At 43.8% G+C, this 7676-nt stretch carries 9 protein-coding genes and 1 pseudogene; 2 read left to right on the top strand and 8 right to left on the bottom strand.

Going from position 1 to position 7676, the window contains the following annotated elements:
- A pseudogene (locus ACJHYD_RS18760) lies at positions 1–362 on the top strand (hypothetical protein); the annotation flags it as partial.
- Between the two features lie 791 nt (positions 363–1153).
- On the opposite strand, the gene ACJHYD_RS18755 reads toward ACJHYD_RS18760, so the two are convergent.
- From ACJHYD_RS18755 to ACJHYD_RS18725, 7 genes are all read right to left on the bottom strand, one after another.
- On the bottom strand, positions 1154–1444 hold the full coding sequence (locus ACJHYD_RS18755; protein WP_032328857.1) for a hypothetical protein: 291 nt from the start codon (positions 1442–1444) through the stop codon (positions 1154–1156).
- 145 nt (positions 1445–1589) lie between these two features.
- Positions 1590–1805: a hypothetical protein gene (locus ACJHYD_RS18750; protein ID WP_012640723.1), complete on the bottom strand. Its 216-nt coding sequence runs from the start codon at positions 1803–1805 to the stop codon at positions 1590–1592.
- A complete protein-coding gene (locus ACJHYD_RS18745; protein ID WP_227891976.1) occupies positions 1789–1965 on the bottom strand; it encodes a hypothetical protein in 177 nt (58 codons plus the stop codon). The genes ACJHYD_RS18750 and ACJHYD_RS18745 overlap by 17 nt, the downstream gene beginning before the upstream one ends.
- Positions 1965–3287 carry a DNA ligase gene (locus ACJHYD_RS18740; protein ID WP_032328858.1) on the bottom strand — a complete coding sequence of 441 codons (1323 nt, stop codon included), beginning with the start codon at positions 3285–3287 and terminating at the stop codon, positions 1965–1967. The genes ACJHYD_RS18745 and ACJHYD_RS18740 overlap by 1 nt, the downstream gene beginning before the upstream one ends.
- Positions 3284–3766 (bottom strand): hypothetical protein, encoded by a 483-nt coding sequence (locus ACJHYD_RS18735; protein ID WP_165507628.1) that lies wholly within the window; start codon positions 3764–3766, stop codon positions 3284–3286. The genes ACJHYD_RS18740 and ACJHYD_RS18735 overlap by 4 nt, the downstream gene beginning before the upstream one ends.
- Before the next feature lie 54 nt (positions 3767–3820).
- Complete coding sequence (locus ACJHYD_RS18730) at positions 3821–4597, bottom strand: hypothetical protein (protein WP_032328860.1); 777 nt, start codon at positions 4595–4597, stop codon at positions 3821–3823.
- Between the two features lie 125 nt (positions 4598–4722).
- On the bottom strand, positions 4723–5136 hold the full coding sequence (locus ACJHYD_RS18725; RefSeq protein ID WP_021512314.1) for a hypothetical protein: 414 nt from the start codon (positions 5134–5136) through the stop codon (positions 4723–4725).
- 233 nt (positions 5137–5369) lie between these two features.
- On the opposite strand from ACJHYD_RS18725, the gene ACJHYD_RS18720 reads away from it, so the two are divergent.
- Positions 5370–6515, top strand: a complete 1146-nt coding sequence (locus tag ACJHYD_RS18720; protein WP_032328861.1) for a tetratricopeptide repeat protein — start codon at positions 5370–5372, stop codon at positions 6513–6515.
- Here the strand turns inward: ACJHYD_RS18720 and ACJHYD_RS18715 are convergent.
- Positions 6507–7622, bottom strand: coding sequence for a DNA primase (locus ACJHYD_RS18715; protein WP_032328881.1), 1116 nt, complete (start codon positions 7620–7622; stop codon positions 6507–6509). The two genes, ACJHYD_RS18720 and ACJHYD_RS18715, sit on opposite strands and share 9 nt — an antisense overlap.
- Positions 7623–7676 lie beyond the last annotated feature (54 nt).

The raw sequence follows: 7676 nt of genomic DNA, 5'->3' as shown, positions 1-7676 counted from the left end.
CACAGAATGATGTCACGCTGAAAATGCCGGCCTTTGAATGGGTTCATGTGCAGCTCCATCAGCAAAAGGGGATGATAAGTTTATCACCACCGACTATTTGCAACAGTGCCGCAGCTACAGCTCTTGATGGAATTGGCCAACGCGTTAACGAAATTACCGACATGAACGCGCAAATAGCGACTGCGGTCGAGCAGCAGGGAGCAGTAAGTGAAGACATAAACCGCAGTATTATCAATATACGCGATGCTGCTGATACCAATGTACAGACCGGGCAGAATAATTTGCAAAGTGCGAAATCTGTCGCTCAGTTAACTAGCGCTCTGAGCGAACTGGCAAAACAGTTTTGGGAAAAACGAGGATAACGCTTTTCAGTATCTCGACAGGGATAACTTACTTTACCATCGGTTATCCCTTTTAGCCGCACAAATTTTAGCCATGGCTTTTCAGGAAGTCAGGGCTATCAGAATGGCCTTAGAAAGCCTAGTCAAAGAGCTGTCACGAGAACACCGTTAGCTTAGCGTACGATTTTTTCCGAATTCTGCGGTTCCCCCTAATTTATACAATGTGATGTATGGAATCATTTGTTGTGAAAACAGGCACCAATGGCAACAGTGGTTAAACCTACACAACAATCCCGTCTTCACAACGTTGAGGCCACTACTCCGATTGAATGTTTGCCCAACATGTTACATATCAACGCTCGCCGGTATCTCTGTGAATAGAACCTTAGAATTGATAAAAATGTAATGGCCTCAACGTTGTGTGCTGGCTAACCATACCAGCCGGGCTACGTCGCCGCTTTTTAACCCAGTATAAACGACATAATTGAACAAAATGACGTAACAGGATGGGCGGTCAGTGGCTAAGAATCCGGGAGTCATATGGAGTTGAAAATATACCAACCGCCCATTCTGTTACTTCATCGGAGGGAACATGAATGTTCCCTCCTGCGTTCTGCAATCACACTCGCTCAGTGTGTCCCATTTCGGTAACGAGGCTGGAAACTGACCTCGCTGGTGTTTGGCTTATTAGGCTACTGCCAGATAGACTTCTTCGTTTGCACTTGTATTTAAGTTCAAACAGTCGCGTCTCAACGAAAACAAAGTCATCTTATACATAAAAGATAGGTAAGTAAATACTTATCGAAATGTTTTTATTCGGTTGTGACTTTTTTGATCAAGGCCACTCTACGATCAGGTGTTCTTGTGATGGTGGCAGTGAATCGTTTCGCTTGGATAGTAATGGTTTCGTTCTCATTAAGTTGCCCGTAGCGAGTTTCCACAAGGGTACCAAGACGCCACAGGCCATCATCAATACGTTTATGGCTAGCAAATTTAATCAGCAGCAGTTTTACGACTAACTGCCCTACGTAAAAAGCGAATGCGACTCCGGCTGCCATAAAATAGGTTGCCAACCACCATTCCCAAGAAGTTAAATTGCTCATTTTCTCACCTTTGTTTCATGAACTACCCGATACACACGCTTTCCGATGCACAGTGTTTTGGTTTTAAGTTCCTGCTTAATTAAGTCACGACAGATGCCGAAGCCGATAAGGAAGCCACCCATAAAAGCTAATGAGATGTATGGAATCATTTTAACACTCCTGATTCTACTAATTGCTGTAGCAATACTTTCCCTTTATCAGTTAACTGGTAGTTGGCCGAACACTTCGTTTCAGAAACGTTTGCAACCAACCCTAAACGCTCTAACTTAGCTCGCGTTTTAGGCTTCCAGTACTCAGGGAACTCCGGCCACTTACTGATTTCATGAAGCGTTTCCTTCTCCCGTTTACTTAATACGATCATCCTTAATCTCCTTCACGGTGTTGGTTATTTCTACAATGCGATAAATGCGACCGCGTCTTTCTATAACACCGTTTTTAATGTAGTCATTAATGCAACTGGACATCACCACAATACCGATGAAAAAACCAACTGCTAAAAATGCAATCATCCAGCCGAGCATCATTCTTTATCTCCGATTCGATCTTCTGTATCGCGTAAGCAACGCGGCCATTTCAGTCGTGGGTGGCGTAAGCTGCCATCAGGTGTTTTCTCGTGACAATGAACCTCGACAATACGACCACGGTACTTCTCTTTGTTGTTCCAGATCTCGTCCAGATATTTATGCTTAATGCCGCTCGCACGAACGATGACGCCGTTTTCAAGACGAATAACAATTTTTCCAAGCGTGTTGGCAAAACCAGAGTCCGGGTCGCCCGGCTCAAAATCGATAATTTCACCATCTTCTGAATCTTCGTCTTTTAACTTCCACCAGCTGCGGGTACGTTTAAATTCGTAAACAGAGTTCGGATCTTTGCCCATCTCCCCTTCTTCGTTATCGTCCAGGCGTTTCATGAAGCGTTCGATGAAGTCTTCGTGGCTATGGATGATGTAGAACGGATGCAGGTGAATGTCTTGTGCGTAGCCTTCACTGCGATCGTTTTTGAACAACGCCACGAGCATAGCCAGGCGCTCTTTCAGCTTCATACCTGTCTTTGCATACTCTTTGGATTTAGCCTGTGCTCGCCATTCCGGTAGGAAGAAGTCGAAAACATGATAAATAGCGCCAATTGCCTGCACGTTCTTTTTGCGCAATGCAGATACGGACTGGTTAAATGAACCGGCTGTGCCTTCACCATCGAAGAAGATGTGTTTGTGGCCTGAAAGTTTGCCTAATTCGAGCATGGCTGGCTTTAGGTGATCGAGAGACGTGATTGGATTACCAGTACGAGAAAGGAAGTTAACCTCTTCTTCGTCAACAATAACCTCGCAAATTACTCGCAAACCATCGAGCTTAAGGCTGCCAATCATCGGCCATTTTGCTTTAGGGTTTGGCTTGAAGGGGTATTTGTCGCCTTTTTCTTTATACGGTGACGCCAGCTGCACCTCGAATTTCGGAATGGGATTTTCAAAAACCTTGTTACATAGGCTAATCCCAACGCCAGCTTTCGGATCTTTTAAGAGGAAACGACGGAAGACGTCCTGCCCATCGGCGCACATTGACGCCACGATAGACTCAACAGCAACTATTGCTGCGTTCCCCGTCAGCTCGCGAGAGGCCAGCTTATTCAGTATATCAATGGCTTTTTCGTCACTTGGGACGGACTCACTAAGCGGCTCTGCCACTTTGTATTTTTTTACCCCAAAACGGATGAAAGGGTTGAGCATCAATGAAACCATGCTTTGCTCGAAGTCATCCATGTTGGCCAATGCCTCTTTTTTTGCATTGGTTCCCATAGCTTTCATTTCGTCCAGCTTATGCTTAAGTGCGATCAACTTTTTCATTGTTGTTTTACCTCCATATGTTGATCGATTTGCTCATGTGTTTCTTTTGTTGTTTCTTCAAGCAACGCCGCATACACGTCAGTGATCGCTGTTTGTGATGTGGTGCTCTTCTTAACCATGCTATTAATCGTTACACTGTCACGTTTTCGTTTTATAGTTCTGGCTTGTTTATTCCGTTCTTCAACCTCCTTAATGAGCGCGGTCATATCTTCGAAATACAGAGATTCTCCTTTACGAATCTCTTCAACCATCATTTTTAACGCCTTGCATTTGCCTGCTTTAATAGCGGTTGCGCACGACTGGAAAGAAGTTCGAGGAAGACGGTTTTCTTTGAAGGCAAGAATGGTGTGCTGGCAAACGGAATAGCTGCAATATGTCGACTCACCGTTTATCTTTACTTCCTCACAACGAAGTGAATAACCGTTATTTCCTGAAATAGAAGGGATTTTTGACAAATCAGCTTTCACAATTACCGCCAGAAATAATCTTGTGCTTACCTATCATTATTTGCGTAAAAACGACACACAGAGAGCTTACCAACTTCCCCAGCTAATCATCTTGCGCTGATCGCTTTCTAAGCGATAAGGGGCAAGAAGCTCTGTGACATGATTGGTGGCGTATGATTTAGCCTCTTGCTTAATCATCGGTAATTCGTTAGCAATCCTGACCATCTTCCCAGCAAATTCCGCCATTACGCCATCACAAGCCTTCCCCGCATCAACAACGATATGCACAAGATCCAACTGGCTTTTGCACATATCCCAAAGAGACGCGTATTCACTCTCTCTGATTACATTTACGGCACTATTAGCCCCTTTATTAATCAAAACTTCCAACAGATTTTTCGGGGTAACGAAATCTGCTTTCAGAGATAATGTCTTTTCACCACTTATCGAACGCAAGTACTCTTCGTAGTTATTCTTCATCAAACCGCTGCTGCGCATTGCTAGAACTGCTTCTTGAATGGCCGCTTCAATAGTTTCGTCGTTTGAAAGACAAAAAACGGTATTTGTGTAGATCACTCTGCCATCAAGCCATGCTCCAACCTGCACTTTAAGACTGAGCGGGTTTTCTTTGCTAATAAAAACAACTAATGCAGAACGCCGTGCACAAGAAGGTTCGCCCCATACGTGTAACTCAACCTTCAGATAAGGCAACCCTGGTAGCGGGATCTCGTCCATACGAGCAGCGATATGATTCATTGCTGTATTGACGGCCTTTCCAATGATGTCTAGTCGACTGCCCTCGCTGATTTCTAAACCTGTTTTATCAATGATGTCACAGGCCAATTTCTGAATTTCGTCTTTCATACCAACTCCTAGCTAACAGATGAAAGTATTCTTACAAAAAACTAAGTATGTATCTACTTATCATTTTAGGCGCAATAGTTCCCTATACGAAGATGCCGGGCTTATAGTCTGCCCGGCATTCACCATTAATGAGCTACAGCCTCACTGTTGCACATCTTTCTGTAGACCTGCTTATAACGCTGTAAGTCATGAGGATCATTAGGTGCCAACGACTTCGATAGGATTTTGTATACCACCCCTTTCGAAAACATGCCCTTTGGCTTCATTTCGAGTTCAACAACATATGAGTGATAGCCCACGTATGCACCAAAGCCATTTTTGGCGTTCAATTCTCCGCACACAAAGCCTGTCACACTCCCATCGTCATGATCAGTCCTGACAAACTTATCTTTCCTAAACATCACCGACGTGGGATCTTTCATATCATCCGCAATTGCTTGTTGGCCCAGAGCAATAGCCTTCTCGTCTGTAGGCTTACACCCCACTAAAGCAAACAAAGACAATAAAGCTCCTGTTAAAATCAGCTTATTTTTGCTCATGTTGGCTTCCCTTTATTTATATTTATCGCAGGTATTAGTTAATCAAAACACGAGCAGTGCCACAATAATTAAATGGCGTACTATTTCTTATGGTTATTAGTTTCCTAGTAACTTTACCGACCATAAACTAAATCAACAAAGCTGACATATTAACTAAATTTAAGTACCATTTTTCGCACACTTGACACTTGCCGCGTCTAAACTGTTCATCCTATATCAACAGAACAAAAAATATGAAATACATAAAATCTTCATCGTTGCTGGCATTAACTTTGCTTTTTAGCTCTGGATTCGTTAACGCAGACAATAAACAAACGCTGATAGAAGCCGCTACCGCAGGGGATACCGCAGCACAAAGTGAGTTAGGGACAAATTATTTTGATGGTATCAATGGTTTTGATAAGGATGTAGTTGAGGCCAAGAAGTGGATTGATCTCGCTGCAGAAAAGGGAGACAAAGTAGCATATTATGCACTTGGGGTTATGTACACATTTGGCGAGGGTGTAGATAAAGACTTAAATAAAGCAGTTGAGTACTACAAACTTGCGGGAGATGCTCGTGAAGGTAGAGCCTATAACAATCTTGGTGCTATTTATCAAAAGGGGATGCTTGGTAAAGTAGATCATGCGCTCGCCATTAAATACTTCAAACTAGCCTCTGATGCCGGGTATGTTAAAGCTAGCTACCTTCTTGGTGCGTATTACCAATATGGTAAAGGTGTACAAAAGAGTTATAAAAAAGCTTTTACTTATTACAAAAAAGCGGCGGATCAAGGTAGTTCAGATGGCATGTTCGCATTAGGCACCTTATACGATGACGGTTTAGGTGTTAAACGCAACGATGCCGAAGCAATTAAGTGGTATAAAAAAGCTGCTGAACTCGGAAACGCCGATGCCATGACAAATCTTGGCATTATGTATGAGTATGGTGAAGGGGTTAAAAAAGACTATAAAAAAGCAGCTGAGCTTTATCAGGCTGCTTGTGATAAAGAAGATAAAAATGGCTGTGATTACATTGCAGAACTGAAAGAAAGCGGCAAATATCGAGCGCCGGCTTCCAAAGCCAAAACAAAATCCGCCACCCAGCGACTTATTGCTAAATCCATTGATAAGGGCGTTAACGCTACATTTACCTGGCAGGGTGATGATGCTACCTTCACCGCTAATGATGGCAAAGTTGACTGCACCTTCCTGAAGGATTTTTCAGAGAAAGGAGGCAATCTGGCTACCTCGTTTGTTTGCACCGATAACGTTCAAATCATACTGAAGCAATTCAGAGATACCAAGAATGCCTACCTCGCGGTAATGACTGACAACTTCAACACAGAAGTTAAATCATTTTCGGTCAATGTGTACGTGACTAATACTGGTTCAAACTAATGCTGCTATGCCTTTTACCTTGCTTAAAAGTTCAAGCTGTCGTGAGTAAGGTTTTGCGCAATAGTAGGCTTTGATAATCTGCCCCGGGGTCGCATCGCCGGGGTCGAGTCCTTCCTCGCCCAAACATGCAATTTTCACATTAAGACCGATACTGGTCAGTCGCCTGGCTGCGGCCATAGTGTTTCGTATAGCTTGCTTTTCACTATCCCACATCATGATCACATTACGTAATCCACGCGCCTTGAGCGTCAGGAACGCGCCCAACTGATCTTCTGCATCCTGAGTGGTGTTACCAGATAGATGCATCCCGAACGTTCCTATTGGTTCCACGTAATCGCGTAATGTTTCTTCGTCAAAAATAGCTCGTTTGACCCCCATAACATCGAACGCCCCCTCACAGACAACTACAGTCTGTTTGCCGACTGCATTGTGGCCGTTGTAGAGAAACTTACCTGAAGCTGGAAGCTGCATAGGAAAGAGGTAGCGGCGTTCTGCTGTACCGGTAATGTCTCGTCCTTGAAATGTCTTCATTACCCCATCCAGATCGTAAACCGGTATCAGTATTCGCATATCGAAAATCTGTCCTTTAACCTGATCTGTATACGGATCTACATAAGCGTGCTTGCCTTCGACGCAGTATCGTAGGTCAAAATACTTTGCCATTTCAGGCGATATATTTCGTTCAACCAGATAGTCTGGAAGATGGCCATCTATAGGAAGATCGTAATGACGAGGGAGTGCAACTGGTCCCTCTAACTCGACTGTGCTTGCAAGCACTATCTCTTCTTTCTTTGGTGCCCACCCCTGGGAAAGAAGAGCGTTCTGCACATATTCCTCGAACTGTCGTCGTGATTTACCGCTGTAGTGCTTGAGGAAGACCAGCTTATTGAACTGAATCTCTTCGGGATGATCACCAGCGAAGCATTTACCGACGCCACTGGTCAGATTGAAATATACCTTCCAGTTGGAGCTGCCGCATACCGGACACTCCTTGATATTCACTTCACGACCGCGAGTACTCACGCCTCCACGTCGATAAACGATACCTTCAGTATCCAACCATTGTTCAAAATCTAATTCGGTAATTAGCTCTTTCAGCTCGCTCACGATAATTCCACTTTTAACAGGCAATATTGTGACCAACCTAAATGTTGATATAAC

This window comes from Escherichia sp. WS1368 (genome assembly GCF_046487485.1).
Taxonomy (GTDB): Bacteria; Pseudomonadota; Gammaproteobacteria; order Enterobacterales; family Enterobacteriaceae; genus Escherichia; species Escherichia coli.
The sequence above is the reverse complement of the archived record's forward strand: the minus strand, read 5'-3'. Positions and strand labels throughout refer to the sequence as shown.